This is a genomic window from Planococcus alkaliphilus, from assembly GCF_057031095.1.
Window position 1 is genome coordinate 3,556,060 of sequence record NZ_CM168060.1, and the last position, 13,633, is coordinate 3,569,692.

The following is a 13,633-nucleotide window of genomic DNA, read 5'->3' on the forward strand; positions in this document are numbered from 1 at the left end:
TAAACTTTATTTGCCGATAATCTTAACTATAGGCATGTTGATTTCGCTAATTTATAAGTATCGAAAATACAAAAAAACAGTATAACCTAAAATCATATAAATCCCCTTAACGCTGAATCTGAATGTAACTTAATTGCTAATAAGTTACATTCAAAATCCCTTATCTAAAGCTGACATAATAAGCTGAAAATAAAATTGAACCAATGAATATCGTAAAAATAACCAAAGCAAATGCTTTGTTTTTAACTTTGAAAATATCCCGATCACCTTTTAATAAAAATTCAGTTGCGTAAAAGAAAATCAAGAATCCTGCTATGAGAAATACCAAATTAGAAGTAATTAAAGCATTTGAAAAGAATAAAATGGCTAATAAAATAGGAAAAATTAATAGTTTTAACATGGAATCCACCTGGCAGGATTTATTTTTATTGCTGGTTCTGAATGTAACTTAATTCACAATAAGTTACATTCAGAACTAAAGAAAAAAATCGAATAGCTTGTTACTAAAACAATTCGCTAATCACAGCCAGAAAGCCTATAAATGTTACACATATGTATAGATACCCTACTGTTTTCATTTCATTTCTTAAGTGTTCTATACCAAGTGATAGAAATAAAATAGATCCTACCAAAAATACAAGAAAATTAGGGACTTCAAATCCTGGAATAATGAACCACGATATCATGAAAATAAGAACTACCACTGTTAAAAAAAGATTCCATCTACGCAACAATTTCCTTCCCCCGCTTTCAACGACTTCCCAAATCTTAATTAATGTAATTTCAAAAAGTGAATGTAACTTAACTGCACTTAAGTTACATTCAGATTCGCTAATAATCAAAGGTTTATGATACCCCTGTTTCAGAAGAATTGGAGGAGAATTTTTCATACCTTCTTAAAATAATTCCACATGCTAATACCGTCACTAAAAACGAACCTACGTACAGAAAAGGAGAAGGTGCATAGCCGAAAGCAACTTCGCTTTGCAGATTTTCTACGTTTGCCCAAGCGGCTTCCCAATCTGATTTGTAATTCACCGTTTTTATATATCCTACTGCAAAAGTAGTCATGAAATAAATACCATGGGTAGCAGTTGCTCCTATTAAAGCTTTTGAAAAGATCCTCATCCCAATTCCCTCCTTCTCTTCTAGTTTTTAGTATATCAATGCATCCCTGATTCGTATATAAAATATAGACTCCACCTTAACCAAGCATAGTGATACAACCGTCTTTTATATTTCATAGATTCTTCTGGTTCAAAGCGTTCGTAAAAGTACACTTTTACGAACATATCAGGAGAAAATGTAGCTCTAAATGGCCATATCTCTCTCCTCTATTTTATTAACGAACTATCCCGTCACTTAAAAAAATAGAAGTTCTCCTTTGGGTTTCAGCCATATCGAGTGTAACGTTTTTTGAATTTTATTTTTTAAATATGTTACAATATAGGAAAGAGGTGAGTACCGATGGAACTTTATCAATATCTATTAGATGAATACGGATACGATGAACCTATTCTCACGGAGCAACTAAAAGAGGAGCTCAAGCTGAATCCAAGTACCCTCAGGCAGTATATCAAGCGCCTTTCTGACAAAGGTCTGCTGGCGAAAGTCCAGAACGGCATCTACTTCATTCCAAAAAAGAAACCGCTGTTCGGCTCAGCTGTGCTAGATACAGACCAGATTGTGCGAAAAAAATTTTTAGAGGATCGGGATCGTATCATCGGTTACAAGTCAGGTACCAATTTCGCCAATGCTTTGGGCCTGACTTCCCAAACAGCAGCGGTTGCGACCATCGTGACAAATAATGCTTCCGCCGCCAAGCGGGAAGTAAATGTATACAAAAAAAGGTTCATCATCCGAAAACCAAGAGTAAACGTGAATAAATCCAACTACAAGCTTCTTCAAGTGCTCGACCTATTGAATAATTATGAGCAGTACAGTGAAAAACCGCTTGAAGTGGTGAAAGAGAAAATCTTGTCCTATCTAGAGGGCGTGTCATTGAATGAACGGGAAGTGAAGGAATATCTCGATGTGTACCCGATAAAAACAAAACTGAGAGTATATGAATTGGGGTTATTAGATGCGATTGCACGAAGAGAACGAGTTGTTTAATGAGTTGGTCCGGTCAGCGGCTGCAGCGTATGGACTGCAGAATTTCCAGATTGAAAAGGATTATTATGTGTCCCTGCTTCTGAAGCGGCTGGTTTCCGTCTTCCCTGGCGTTGTATTTAAGGGCGGAACCTCCCTCTCGAAGTGCTACGATGTCATCAAGCGTTTTTCAGAAGACCTAGATCTCAGCGTTCCGCTTGGAGACAACAATAAGCTGCCGAGAAGCGAAAAAAAGAAGCTGAAAGCGGCGATCGAATTTGTGATTGAGGACCTCGGATTTTCCCTGCTTAATCCGGATCAGATTCGATCAGGCCGGGAGTTCAATGAGTATGAAATTGCCTATCGAAAAGTATTTGAAGGTGACGATGAGATGTCCCCTCACATCCTTGTGGAAACGAATGTCGCCTATAAGCCCTTTCCATTCGAACAGCTTGGAGTAAGCAATTACATCACGAAGTTCGTTATGGCTGCAGAGGGCGACGAAGCGGAAAAAGAACGGTTTTTGGATGAATACGAGATGAGACCATTTGCGGCGAATGTGCAGACGATCGACCGGACGTTTCTTGATAAAATCTTTGCCATCTGCGATTATTACGAAAAAAAAGAAAGTACTCGCTATTCAAGGCACCTATACGATCTGCATATGATTGAAGGAAGTGGATTCGTCGATGCAGCAGGATTGAAATTACTAATTCCTGAGGTGATCGAGATTCGAAGAGATGGTCGGGACACGGCTTCCTGTCAGCCTGGCTATGAACTGATAAAGACATTGAATGAAATCATTAGCACCGATTTCTATAAGCAGGACTATAACCGCAATACGAAAACGTTCCTGGCTGAAGATGTGTCTTATGAAGAAACCATCGATAGCTTGAAAAAAATTATCGACAGCGACTTTTTACCAACTGTCATCCAAATATAAACGCCCAACCAGCTAACTGGTTGGGCGATTTTTGTCGAAAACCATGAAAGCTATAGTCTTTAGCCAGTTATCGAAAAGACCGGAGTTCCTCATTCTTTTTGAGCTTCAGTGAACCGCCCGATTTCATTAGTAATTGATTCTGCTTCCGATAAGGTGTCATATGTAAACCATAAAACAATATTTAATTATCCAAAGTCTTCAAACCTGCGTTTGACTTTAACCTAATACAAAACTGTGCCCCCAAGGTTAAAGGAAATTCAACTTTTGGGAAGCAGCACTTTTCGTGTACGACAAGTAAACCCTATGTTAGACACCTCGATTTCTTAGTTTCAATGTCATCGCATTGATTGCCACGATAATCGTGGACACGGACATTAGAACTGCGCCTGCTGCAGGAGCCAATGTGATCCCAATGGAAGCTAGAACACCCGCCGCTATGGGAATGGCAATAAAGTTATAACCGGCTCCCCATACGAGGTTCTGCTTCATTTTACTGGTTGTTTTGTTGGCCAATTCGATAAAGGATTCAATATCCCCCGGATCCGATTGCGTCAAAATCACATCAGCGGAATCGATGGCGACTTGAGTTCCGGCACCGACTGCTATGCCGACGTCTGCAATTGCAAGAGATGGGGCGTCGTTTACGCCATCACCGACCATGATGACCGTCTGCCCTTTGTTTTTCAGTGATTCCACTAAGTCATATTTATCTTGTGGAGACTGATTGGCTCTGTATTCAATACCCAGTTCCTCCGCCACCCCTTGAGCAGCCGTTTCATTATCACCCGTGGCCATGATTGGTTGTATCCCGTTATACTTCAATGCCTGTATCAGCGTTTTACTCGCTTCTTTTAATTCATCACCTAATGCAACCGTACCGATCGGTTTCCCGTCTTCAACCAGGATACTTAATGTGGCCCCTTTCGGAACATCCACCGCTACATCCCTTCCAAGTGCCTTTTGACTGATCAATTCATACTTTCGGCCATTGGCATTTCCTTCCACGCCGGCACCCGACACGACATCAATCGAATCAAAGCGGACAGGCTGAATCCCCTGTTTTTCAGCATAATGGACGATCGATTGGGCGATTGGATGGCTCGATCCGCCTTCAATCCCTGCCATAAGGGCCGCGATTTCAGCTTCGGTATATTGGCCATCCAGCGTTTCCATGCCCAGTAATTTAAATTCACCAGTAGTCAAGGTGCCTGTTTTATCCAGTATCATCACATCGGACTTCGTTGCCAGTTCCAATGCTTCCCGGTCTTTCACCAGCAACCCACGGCTTGCACCCAAACTGGTGCTTCGTGCAATAACCAGCGGAATCGCGAGGCCGAGAGCGTGCGGACAAGCGATGACCAGCGTCGTGACCGTAAAGAGAACTGCGGTTCGAAAATCTGCTATAAACAGCCAAACGACAAACGCGATGACAGCTGCTGCAATGGCGATATAAAATAGCCAGCCGGCCACTTTTTGAGCCAGATTTTCGGCTCTTGAAGGCTGCTTTTGAGCCTCGCTGATCAAGGTTTGCACTTGAGAAAGGAACGACTGGTCACCGGTTTCCTGTACTTCAAGATACAAGATGCCTGCACCGTTCGTCGAACCGCCGATCGCTTTGTCTCCGACTCCTTTTTCAATGGGTTTAGATTCCCCCGTCAAAAGAGCTTCATTGATCCGGGAGGCTCCTCTCTTGATGATGCCGTCTGCCGGAACATTTTCACCGGCCTGAACCCGTATCAGATCTCCGACTTTCAACTCGGTTACGGGACGCGTCTCAATCGAATCGTCGTCCAATAACACATGCGCATCTTTCGGCACTAATTCAGCGAGCGATTTTTGCGCATCTCCTGCTTCTCCCACCGCTTTCATTTCAATCCAGTGCCCAAGAAGCATGATCAGCAGCAACGAAGCAAATTCAAAGAAAAAGTCCATAACATGTTCGCCGGTCACATAGCGGACCAACACCGCATAAATGCTATACAAATAAGAAACGGACAACCCTAACGAAATAAGGGCCATCATGCCCGGCGCTTTTTTCTTGAATTCTGCGATTGCCCCCTGATAGAAGGGTTTTCCGCCATAAATCAGCAAGATGGTCGCTAATACCGCGACCACAATGTCCGAGTACGGGAAGGTAAACTGGAAGGGCAGCCGAATATCCATCATTGGCGACAATAATAGAATGACAATCCCCAAGGGCAGCGACTTCAGAAAAATTTCCTTGAAGTTCCCGTGGTGATGATGCTCGTGTTCACTGTGATCATGATCGCCATGATTATGATGGGCATGGTGATTATTGGTTGTGGAAGGGCTGATGCCGTCATGAATCCCCTCTTCCACCTGGTCTTCATGGTAAGCATGACCAACATGTTCGGAATGATCCATTTTACTGTGATCTGCCGGTTCATGATGATGATGGTCTTTCTCATTTTTAGCCATTGAGTACGCCTCCTTCAAAATAGAGTTTCTTTCTTGCAATTAGCTTTTTTACATTCTTAACAGCCGCAGTATACTGCTTGGGGGTATACTGCTTTTAAAAGTAAAGAGTGCTGTGGAAGCACTCTTATACGACGTTATATCCCTGTTCTTCAATCGCTTCCTGGATTACGTTTAACGATGTCTTGCCGGTGTCATAATTTACTGCCACTTCACCTTGTTTAAGGTCAACTGTAACAGATGATACCCCTTCGATTTCACCGACGCCATTTTCAACCGAATTTATACAATGGCCACAGGACATGCCTTGCACTTTTAATGTTTCAATCATTATTTTTCCTCCTAAAGTAAGATTTCCTTAAACGTAACATACCCCATTAGGGTATATCAAGTAACTCGTTCGATTTTTACTTTGTTATTGTTTTTATGCCGTCTGTAAACTGCAAGCCTTCTAACCCAACTCCTTTGCTTTGGGTGAATCAATAAGTTGTCGACACATAAGCTTTCTGGTTTTTCAGAAGGATTTTGCTGTTGTATTACTAGATTTGTGCAGTTTCTATGGAGTTTCGGTATTTCCGTTTAGTCTGGAATATAGAGGGAAATTCAGTAACTGAAGCAAAAAATAAAAAATGGAGGTTTTGACATGGCTCATGAACAACATCAGGAATTGATTCAGGCATTGCACGATTGCGCGGCGGAATGTAACCATTGTTTTGACGCTTGTCTGCAGGAAGACGATGTGAAGATGGTGGCAAAGTGTATTCGATTAGACCGGGAATGCGCGGACATTTGCGCATTTCTGGAACATGCCATTACCCGCAATTCGCCGTTCGTTTCCAAACTGGTAGCCGTTTGCGCAACCATTTGCGAAGCTTGCGCAGAGGAATGTGAGAAGCACGCCGATCATCATGAACATTGCAGACGCTGTGCGGAAGCTTGCCGCAGATGTGCAGAAGCTTGCCGTAACGCAGCATAACCTTACTCAAAAAGGCCCGTCGGAAATATTTTCCGACGGACCTTTTTCTTTTATCAAGCATCATTCTGCTTCATGAATCCATTTGTAGCCGATCCCCCACACCGTGAGGAAATGTTCATCGACCGGAAAACCGGACTGGCGGATTTTTTCCCGGACATTTCGCACATGCGAATCGATGGTCCGCCCTTCCGTCTCTGAGTTGAATCCCCAGATCAGCTGGATCAGCTGCTCTCTCGTAAATACCTTATCGGCATTTTTCATCAGATGGCCCACCATGAGAAATTCTTTTGGCGTCAATTTGATGATCTGTTTGCCGTACGTGAGTTCAAACCGGTCTTCGTCCCAAACCAGCCCATCAACTTCAATGATGTTTTTCGGCGTTCTTCTGCGAAGCAGCGCTCCCATCCGGGCCAGCAGCTCATCTTCATTAAACGGCTTGGTGATGTAATCGTCAGCCCCCAGGTTCAAGCCCTTCACAATATCCCCCTGCTGTTCCCGCGCCGTCAGCATGATGATTGGCACATCCGAAAATTTCCGGATTTCGCGGCACAGTTCCCAGCCATCCATTTCCGGCATCATAATATCCAGTAAGACGAGATCGAAAGGTTCCGCTTCCAAATAGTCGAGGGCTTCATGGGCTCCCAGGGCTTTTTTACAGAGGAACTGATGCGGCTTCAAATACAACGCCACTAAATCCAGCATTCGTTTTTCATCATCAACCAACAGCACTTTCTGCAAGCGAATCCCCCCTTTTCAGTTCAATCCGGACGGTTGTCCCGTGTCTGTACTCACTTTGAAGCGTCATGAGACCACCGTGTGATTCGACGATCTCTTTCGCAATCGCCAAGCCAAGACCGCTTCCTCCGGACTGTCTGGATCTGGATTTATCGACCCGATACAATCGTCCAAAGACAAAAGGAAGATCTTTTTCCGGTATGCCTTCTCCTTCATCCCGGATGCTTATAGTGATGGTATCTTCATCTTGGACTCCCTGTACTACCACCCGCGTTCCTTCAGGAGAATGCTTGCGGGCGTTGTCCAGGACATTCAGCAATACCTGCTGAAAACGTTCGGGATCAATGAAAGTGATAATTTCAGGCTCACAATGGACAGCCAATGAAATCCGTTTCTCTTCAAAAGCTGGCCGGACCAAGGCAACGACGGATGCAAAAAGCATCTCCAGTGAAAATTTCTCTTTCTGAATGGCGAACTGATTATGATCCATCTGAGCCAGATCAAACAACTGTCGGATCAATTCCGTCAAATGGGCTGTCTCTTCCCGGATGATGCCAATGTATTCCCTTTTCTCTTCCTCGGAGGCATCCGGCCGGCTCGCGATATCGGCATATCCTTTGATATAGGTCAATGGCGTCCGCAATTCGTGCGAAATGCTCGCCAAAAATTCATTTCGCTCATTTTTCAAATGTTCCAAGTCATTGGATAGCGCAGTGATGGCATTCGCCAGCTCCCCCAACTCATCGTTTCGGCCAATATTCAGGCTGACCTCGTTGTGCCCTCCGCTTAACTGTTCTGTTGCTTCTTTCATCCGAATCAATGGCAGCGTAATCAATCGGGATAACAGAAAAATTGTGATGACGGTCAATCCGACAGCAATCAGGCCAACAATCAGGAATTGGTTACGCAAGTGACTGACCATCCCTTTGATATGATTCGTCTCCGCAAACATAAACACGTGGCCTCGATGTTCCCCTTCGATGGTGATCGGGCTGTCTGTTGCAATAAACTCTTTTTTGTTCCATTGCCCTTCAACGACCTTCCCTCCCTGCGGAACCTCATCAAAATCGGTGTGTGCCAGCATTTTCCTCATTTCAGATTCAATCTGATCGGAGTGGGTCAACTCGTTGCCATTTGCATCTGTAATAATCACGATGAAGTCGGAGGCCGATTCCATCAATGCCACATGGTTCAATGTTGCTGGTTCAAAACTGTCTTCCAATACTTCACTGTGGGTATTCCCTCTTGCGAGCAGATTGGTCATGACTTCATCCACCCGTTCATTGACGAATGTAACATATAGCGTTAGAAACAGAACCGATTCAATGATGATGATAAACACAAAAAACAGCAAGCCGATTTTTAATGCAAGTCGATTTAACATGGCGTCCCTCTTTAAGTCGATTGGCTAGCAGCAATCAAGATAAAGACTGCTGCCGAATGCCGTCGGATTTGGTTCGTCTTTCAAACGGCTAGCTGGTTTCTACTTGGTTTTTCCCTCTTTCAGCAGCGTTTCCCAGGTCTGTAATCCGTCTTCCGACAAGTAGCCATTGCCTTCAAATGTGTAGATTGCCAGTTCCATTTCATCCATCGGGTTATGTGCAATAAAAGCGATGGCATCTTGTGGAAGATCCGGTGTATCCACCGGCTCGAGTTCTTCATTTTCCATAGTATACTTCACCAGAGCCGCCGCTGTCCCGTAGCTTCCGAAATACAACTGGTCTTCGGTGAAATGCACCGCTGTGCCTGTTTCACTTCCGTTTGTAATGGCTTTAAAAGTTTCTCCGGCATCCCGCGAGAAATAAATCCCTGCCTCCGTAGCTGCAGCGACAAAGTTCGAATCCGTCGGGTGAAGGGCGAGTGCAGCTACTTCCCCTTCCATTCCTTCAGCTTTCACAGGTTCCCATGATTCGCCTTCATCACCGCTTTTATATACGCCGGCTTCCAGTAGGGAATTCTTGGCCGGATTGATCAGGAAAATGTCGTTACTGCTGTATCCCACCGCCATGGCATGAAAATCCGTTTCTCCCTGAAACGCAATCTCCTCAATGGATTCACCGCTGTCGATAATGCGCTGGATTCCCAGTGGATTGGGCAACTCCGAATCTGCACTTGGGTGACCCGACGTAATAAATCCTTCATCTGTTGCATTAAAGCCCATATAATCATGAAAATTATCCGTCGTTTCGAACCAGCCCTCTTCCCGGTAAATTTTCAGCCCGATATGCGAGGCAAAATACAGTCCGTTCTCATTTCCTGCATAACCCATCCCATGAACATGATCCATTTTGCCTTCAAACGGCACTTCGAATGATTCTGCTGTACCGTTGCTGCAGCCTGCCACTAAAAGCAAAGCCGACAGCATACTTGTCAATATTCTCTTTTTTGTCATTTGATTATTCCTCCAAATTGCTTTTTCTAAAAATCATTGTACTCCTCCAGTTTAGCGAAAAAATCTCGATTTTTTGTGCAGTTTCTTCTATATAAATGAGAACTTATCCGGCGGTTCACGGACTTGCCACAATCGGGCGGCTATTTAAATGTCATGATTCCTGCACACAATATGCAAAGTTAAGGGGTAAAGTAACTACAGACAAATGCAGAAAGAAGGAGATTGAAATGCCGAAAAACAGATGGATGATGGGGATGCTGTCGCTTGTGGCAGCCATCACATTAAGCGCCTGCAATACAGATAGCAGGACGAGTGAAGAACCGATGGACATGGACAACGCAACCGAAGAAAATATGAGTGGGGATTCCGGACACATGAACATGGACCATTCCGGTTCAGGTGAAGTGCCGGATGATTTGCAAGAAGCCCAAAATCCAACATTTGAAGTCGGAAGCCAGGCCATTATTGAAACGGATCACATGGAAGGCATGAAAGGTGCTGAAGCAACAATTGTCGGAGCTTACGATACAACCGCTTATGCCTTGACCTACACGCCTGAGACTGGCGGCGAACCGGTGGAAAACCACAAATGGGTGATTCATGAAGAACTGGAAAACCCGGGAGATGAACCACTGGAAGCAGGCGATGAAGCGACCATTTCCGCCGACCATATGGAAGGAATGGACGGTGCAACGGCTACGATTGATTCTGCCGAACAGACGACCGTCTATATGGTTGATTTCGTCCCTACTACTGGAGGAGAGGAAGTCACCAATCATAAGTGGGTGACTGAAGATGAATTATCAGCGGAGTAAATTTTTGAAATGACAGTACCATAGTTCTTCCATGTATTGATAAAATCGATGAATAGGCAGTTCAAAGAAAGGCCGCTAATTCCCCTATAAATTAGCGGTTTTTTTCGTACTTTGAGCATAAGCCGGCTTAAAAGAGCAGCGGGGGAGTTTTTTGAACCCTTTCTCCCATAGTATTTTGTGCATTTTCTATGGAGTTTATTCAATACCTCAAATGGTATACAGATAAGGAAGGCATTCATTCCAACTAGACAAAAATCGTTGATATCGTTAATTAAAATGATAGAAGGAGAGGATTTTGTGAACAACTATGTGAAATTCGGAGTCATGATTGCAACTTCTACATTCCTGATGTATTGGCTGATGTTTTTAAATGTTTTTCAATTCGAACATATCACACTCAGTGAAACAAGAATCTACATGGCTTTGATCATGGGTTCTGTGATGACCATTGTCATGATGTTATTCATGTGGCCGATGTATAAAAACAAAAAGGCAAATTCTTTTATTTTAGCCGGCAGTGCTGTGGTATTCGCGCTTTCGCTATGGCTTGTGCGCAGCCAGGTATTAATAGAAGACACCGGATGGATGAAAGCGATGATTCCCCACCATTCCATCGCCATCCTGACCAGCGAACGGGCAGACATTTCAGATCCGCGAGCGAGAGAGCTGGCTGATGCGATCATCAAGACGCAGCGTGAAGAAATTGCCGAGATGAAAAGATTGATAGAAGAATTGGAGAACGAGGAATAACCGACTCAAAAGAGGAAGGCCAAGCGGCGATAGATTTCGCTTTTGGGCTTCCTTTTTTTCTGGCGATAGATGTTGACCTCATCAATCTTCTTCCGATAAATTCATGATATGTAAACTTAAATTTATTCTACCTCTATCAAGAACGCATAATTTCCATCCCCCTGATTCCAGTCAGCTATTACATGATATACATAACTGCCACTTTCATTAGGCGCTTTAATTTTTTCATTATTTATTTCAATAACTTTTGAATTGTTTTCATCAAGCCACTGTTCTAATCTCAAGGTTTTGGGTTGATAACCGATAGGGAATTCAATTTCGATTTCCTCATTTTTTGATACCCTAGTTGGGGTATGTGATTCTGTCATGTCGAATGGAGTAGTATGAATGGTGTCTACACACTGCGGAAATAAAAATCCATCCCAGCAATATGATCCTTGTGTTGTAGGAATTTCCGTCTCTGCTGCTGAAATTTTGGGTGTCGGCGGTTCTAAACGAAATGGTTTAAATATAATTATAGCTATAATTAGAATTCCAATAACTATAAACACCGATCTTTTTTTCATATCTTTCATCCCCTTTACATAATAGACGTTTATATTTGTAGAAAGTAGCAATACTTATTTTATTTTTAAATGTAAACGACAACTAAACCGTTCGCAAAAGTACACTTTTACGAACAAGAATGAATTTCAGTACTCAAAAAGACCAATCATTACGATTGGTCTTACTTTCTTTACCCTATAAAAGTAATGGCATCGATAATAGCCTTGCATTCTTCAATCAACTCTTGATCGGCCTCGTCAGTTAATCTTGCAGCTCTGGCCAATGGATCAATTGCCTTTATCTTTTCACACAATACATACCCAGTTGTCTGATTGTTTGCTGCGCTGCTCTTGTTATTCTTGGTTCGTCCATTTACCGGTACATGAGTGGGGTATCCTTTATTCGTATTTGTGATTGGCAAGACCCAAATTAAGTCGGTCTCTTTATGTACATTTTCTTCTGAAACTACGATGGCTGGACGATAACCTTGCTGTTCATGCCCTTTTGCCGGAGACATATCGACCTTTATAATATCCCCAACTTTAAAAAATCTTGTCATCACTACTCCTCCAATTAAATAGTGCCTGTACTTTTCCATTGAGGATTAAGTACAGGCAAACGATTTTCGAGCCTATTAACTGCTTACCATTCTTCTTTTCCGACTGGTTCTACTTCATCCCAAAGTGCTTCAGGTTCAGGTTTTCCGCCATTGTATCCAACAAATAACTTTTGAAACGGAGTTAACTTGCTTTTTCGAACTAACGAAATTCGATTTGGTTCAATCTCAACATCAAATACAGCATCATCAGTTGCATTGAATCCGGCTTCCTCAAGGATATCTCTTGTAAGCCGAACTGCTTTACTGTTACCCCAATTCTGAAGTTTAGCCTCTCGGTGACTAACTTTTTGCTTGATTTGCGGCATGTGAATCAACTCCTCAGAGTACTATTTATATACTTAGTATATACAATGTATCTACATTCAGCAAGCAATAGCTCCTTTAAGATTCTTACTCTAATGGAACTCGATTAAAAAATAGTCACCCTTTGTAATAGGTTCTTTTCATAAATCTAGCTGTTTATTTTACTTCTGATAATCCCTCATATGTAAACTAATCAAAAATCAACTCTCTAGTTTCTTTTTGAACCGTTTTGAAAGGTTAAGTAATTGAATCTTTCTTGGGTTTTAGTCACTCTCCTATCCTATGCACGCGACAAGATTCATTGTTCGTCTAAATATTAGTATAATAACCTGGATACATATGGCGATTTTCAACAAGTTATCTAGGTACTATGCTTTTCGTTTTTCAACAATTGTTTTTGAGAGAAAAAAACCATTGTTAAAACCATCAATCCCAACGTTATTAACATGACAGAAATTCCAGTGAATAGTATTCGAACCGAGTGTGTCTCAAGCCATTTACCGAAGTAAATAAGCGATATAAAAGTAAGGAGACTTTGCAAAGTTTTAGCGAATCCAGTTACCCTGCCTACAACAGACTTTGGTGGTGTAATTTGTAGAAGCGTATTAAACATCGTAAAACCAATTTGAAAGGCTGCCCCTAACAAGAAAACACTAATGGCTGCAAACAGAACGGTATTGCTTAAACTAAACAAGATAAATGGAATTGCCATGATAAAGATCGCTACAGGAATGGCCCAACTATTTTTCAACCAATTATTGTACCTAGAGATTACTATCCCCAACATCAAAGCGCCTGTTGCATACGCACCTTCAATTACTCCTAAAGCATCTGCCCCCTCGCCTAATTCGCTTTTTACGAAGACGGTGACGCAAAGATTATACATATACACGAAGATGGCCGGAAGAAGTGACAATGAAACATAAAAAAACTAAGTTTTTCTGTTTCATTATCAGCTTAAAACCTTCTGTCAAATCACTCCAAAACTCTCGACTATTTGATTTCCCTTCATATGGAGAGAAATATC

The 13,633-nt window shown here is 42.5% G+C and carries 16 protein-coding genes; 5 read left to right on the forward strand and 11 right to left on the reverse strand.

The window, feature by feature from the left end:
* Positions 1-160: 160 nt before the first annotated feature.
* Both AC2EXB_RS18565 and AC2EXB_RS18570 read right to left on the reverse strand, forming a co-directional pair.
* Positions 161-400, reverse strand: coding sequence for a hypothetical protein (locus AC2EXB_RS18565; RefSeq protein WP_483602741.1), 240 nt, complete (start codon positions 398-400; stop codon positions 161-163).
* A 446-nt stretch (positions 401-846) separates the two neighbouring features.
* Positions 847-1,128, reverse strand: a complete 282-nt coding sequence (locus AC2EXB_RS18570; protein WP_483602743.1) for a hypothetical protein — start codon at positions 1,126-1,128, stop codon at positions 847-849.
* A gap of 339 nt (positions 1,129-1,467) precedes the next feature.
* Between AC2EXB_RS18570 and AC2EXB_RS18575 the strand changes: the two genes are divergently transcribed.
* A complete protein-coding gene (locus AC2EXB_RS18575; RefSeq protein ID WP_246807674.1) occupies positions 1,468-2,115 on the forward strand; it encodes a DUF6088 family protein in 648 nt (215 codons plus the stop codon).
* Entirely contained in the window at positions 2,084-3,034 is a 951-nt protein-coding gene (locus AC2EXB_RS18580) for a nucleotidyl transferase AbiEii/AbiGii toxin family protein (RefSeq protein ID WP_246807673.1), read from the forward strand. The genes AC2EXB_RS18575 and AC2EXB_RS18580 overlap by 32 nt, the downstream gene beginning before the upstream one ends.
* Positions 3,035-3,340: 306 nt before the next feature.
* On the opposite strand, the gene AC2EXB_RS18585 is transcribed toward AC2EXB_RS18580, so the two are convergent.
* Both AC2EXB_RS18585 and copZ read right to left on the reverse strand, forming a co-directional pair.
* On the reverse strand, positions 3,341-5,473 hold the full coding sequence (locus AC2EXB_RS18585) for a heavy metal translocating P-type ATPase (protein WP_483602745.1): 2,133 nt from the start codon (positions 5,471-5,473) through the stop codon (positions 3,341-3,343).
* A 124-nt stretch (positions 5,474-5,597) separates the two neighbouring features.
* Entirely contained in the window at positions 5,598-5,801 is a 204-nt protein-coding gene (gene copZ, locus AC2EXB_RS18590; protein ID WP_483602747.1) for a copper chaperone CopZ, read from the reverse strand.
* Between the two features lie 312 nt (positions 5,802-6,113).
* Between copZ and AC2EXB_RS18595 the strand changes: the two genes are divergently transcribed.
* Entirely contained in the window at positions 6,114-6,446 is a 333-nt protein-coding gene (locus AC2EXB_RS18595; protein WP_483602749.1) for a four-helix bundle copper-binding protein, read from the forward strand.
* A gap of 60 nt (positions 6,447-6,506) precedes the next feature.
* On the opposite strand, the gene AC2EXB_RS18600 is transcribed toward AC2EXB_RS18595, so the two are convergent.
* The 3 genes from AC2EXB_RS18600 to AC2EXB_RS18610 form a co-directional block, all read right to left on the reverse strand.
* Positions 6,507-7,184 (reverse strand): response regulator transcription factor, encoded by a 678-nt coding sequence (locus AC2EXB_RS18600; RefSeq protein WP_483602751.1) that lies wholly within the window; start codon positions 7,182-7,184, stop codon positions 6,507-6,509.
* The gene (locus tag AC2EXB_RS18605) at positions 7,162-8,565 is read right to left on the reverse strand and encodes a sensor histidine kinase (RefSeq protein WP_483602753.1); all 1,404 of its coding nucleotides are present in this window, start codon (positions 8,563-8,565) and stop codon (positions 7,162-7,164) included. The genes AC2EXB_RS18600 and AC2EXB_RS18605 overlap by 23 nt, the downstream gene beginning before the upstream one ends.
* A gap of 99 nt (positions 8,566-8,664) precedes the next feature.
* Positions 8,665-9,573: a F510_1955 family glycosylhydrolase gene (locus AC2EXB_RS18610; protein ID WP_483602755.1), complete on the reverse strand. Its 909-nt coding sequence runs from the start codon at positions 9,571-9,573 to the stop codon at positions 8,665-8,667.
* Positions 9,574-9,800: 227 nt separating this feature from the next.
* Here AC2EXB_RS18610 and AC2EXB_RS18615 point away from each other — a divergent pair, with 227 nt between their 5' ends.
* Together AC2EXB_RS18615 and AC2EXB_RS18620 are read left to right on the forward strand one after the other, a co-directional pair.
* Positions 9,801-10,388, forward strand: coding sequence for a YdhK family protein (locus AC2EXB_RS18615; RefSeq protein WP_483602757.1), 588 nt, complete (start codon positions 9,801-9,803; stop codon positions 10,386-10,388).
* A 297-nt stretch (positions 10,389-10,685) separates the two neighbouring features.
* Positions 10,686-11,138, forward strand: a complete 453-nt coding sequence (locus AC2EXB_RS18620; protein WP_483602759.1) for a DUF305 domain-containing protein — start codon at positions 10,686-10,688, stop codon at positions 11,136-11,138.
* A 122-nt stretch (positions 11,139-11,260) separates the two neighbouring features.
* On the opposite strand, the gene AC2EXB_RS18625 is transcribed toward AC2EXB_RS18620, so the two are convergent.
* From AC2EXB_RS18625 to AC2EXB_RS18640, 4 genes are all read right to left on the reverse strand, one after another.
* Positions 11,261-11,704, reverse strand: a complete 444-nt coding sequence (locus AC2EXB_RS18625) for a hypothetical protein (protein WP_483602761.1) — start codon at positions 11,702-11,704, stop codon at positions 11,261-11,263.
* A 170-nt stretch (positions 11,705-11,874) separates the two neighbouring features.
* Positions 11,875-12,243 (reverse strand): type II toxin-antitoxin system PemK/MazF family toxin, encoded by a 369-nt coding sequence (locus tag AC2EXB_RS18630; RefSeq protein ID WP_483602763.1) that lies wholly within the window; start codon positions 12,241-12,243, stop codon positions 11,875-11,877.
* A gap of 83 nt (positions 12,244-12,326) precedes the next feature.
* Positions 12,327-12,608 (reverse strand): AbrB/MazE/SpoVT family DNA-binding domain-containing protein, encoded by a 282-nt coding sequence (locus tag AC2EXB_RS18635; protein WP_483602765.1) that lies wholly within the window; start codon positions 12,606-12,608, stop codon positions 12,327-12,329.
* Positions 12,609-12,967: 359 nt separating this feature from the next.
* Positions 12,968-13,492 carry an MFS transporter gene (locus tag AC2EXB_RS18640; protein WP_483604789.1) on the reverse strand — a complete coding sequence of 175 codons (525 nt, stop codon included), beginning with the start codon at positions 13,490-13,492 and terminating at the stop codon, positions 12,968-12,970.
* Positions 13,493-13,633: the final 141 nt, after the last annotated feature.

Excerpts from the sequence above, each read along its gene's own strand:
- AC2EXB_RS18570 (WP_483602743.1), bottom strand. The coding sequence starts at position 1,128 with ATGAGGATCTTTTCAAAAGCTTTAATAGGAGCAACTGCTACCCATGGT.
- AC2EXB_RS18605 (WP_483602753.1), bottom strand. The coding sequence starts at position 8,565 with ATGTTAAATCGACTTGCATTAAAAATCGGCTTGCTGTTTTTTGTGTTT.
- AC2EXB_RS18615 (WP_483602757.1), top strand. The coding sequence starts at position 9,801 with ATGCCGAAAAACAGATGGATGATGGGGATGCTGTCGCTTGTGGCAGCC.
- AC2EXB_RS18595 (WP_483602749.1), top strand. The coding sequence starts at position 6,114 with ATGGCTCATGAACAACATCAGGAATTGATTCAGGCATTGCACGATTGC.
- AC2EXB_RS18640 (WP_483604789.1), bottom strand. The coding sequence starts at position 13,492 with ATGTATAATCTTTGCGTCACCGTCTTCGTAAAAAGCGAATTAGGCGAG.
- AC2EXB_RS18625 (WP_483602761.1), bottom strand. The coding sequence starts at position 11,704 with ATGAAAAAAAGATCGGTGTTTATAGTTATTGGAATTCTAATTATAGCT.
- AC2EXB_RS18565 (WP_483602741.1), bottom strand. The coding sequence starts at position 400 with ATGTTAAAACTATTAATTTTTCCTATTTTATTAGCCATTTTATTCTTT.
- AC2EXB_RS18580 (WP_246807673.1), top strand. The coding sequence starts at position 2,084 with ATGCGATTGCACGAAGAGAACGAGTTGTTTAATGAGTTGGTCCGGTCA.
- AC2EXB_RS18575 (WP_246807674.1), top strand. The coding sequence starts at position 1,468 with ATGGAACTTTATCAATATCTATTAGATGAATACGGATACGATGAACCT.
- copZ (WP_483602747.1), bottom strand. The coding sequence starts at position 5,801 with ATGATTGAAACATTAAAAGTGCAAGGCATGTCCTGTGGCCATTGTATA.
- AC2EXB_RS18585 (WP_483602745.1), bottom strand. The coding sequence starts at position 5,473 with ATGGCTAAAAATGAGAAAGACCATCATCATCATGAACCGGCAGATCAC.
- AC2EXB_RS18610 (WP_483602755.1), bottom strand. The coding sequence starts at position 9,573 with ATGACAAAAAAGAGAATATTGACAAGTATGCTGTCGGCTTTGCTTTTA.
- AC2EXB_RS18630 (WP_483602763.1), bottom strand. The coding sequence starts at position 12,243 with ATGACAAGATTTTTTAAAGTTGGGGATATTATAAAGGTCGATATGTCT.
- AC2EXB_RS18635 (WP_483602765.1), bottom strand. The coding sequence starts at position 12,608 with ATGCCGCAAATCAAGCAAAAAGTTAGTCACCGAGAGGCTAAACTTCAG.